Raw genomic sequence first — 240 nt, forward strand, 5'->3', positions numbered from 1 at the left:
AAAGATCCTTGACGGAGAGCACGACCTCGCCGATCGGCACCTGTTCCTTCGGAAACATCTGGGTGATCTCACGCCCGACCATCATGCGGATGATGTCGTCGCGGGTGACGTCGGTCGAGGCGTGCGTGCCTATATATCGGCCATCGCGGAAGACGGAAAACTCGTCGGCGATCTCGAACAGCTCGTTCATCTTATGGGTGATGTAGACGATGCCAATTCCCTCAGACCTGAGGTCGCGGA

1 pseudogene is annotated in these 240 nt (G+C 57.5%); it reads right to left on the bottom strand.

The annotated features are described in order from the left end of the window. Positions 1-240, bottom strand: a pseudogene (locus EOD29_RS34685) (D-xylose ABC transporter ATP-binding protein); the annotation flags it as partial.

It is taken from the genome of Mesorhizobium sp. M1A.T.Ca.IN.004.03.1.1, assembly GCF_003997555.1.
Classification (GTDB): Bacteria; Pseudomonadota; Alphaproteobacteria; order Rhizobiales; family Rhizobiaceae; genus Mesorhizobium.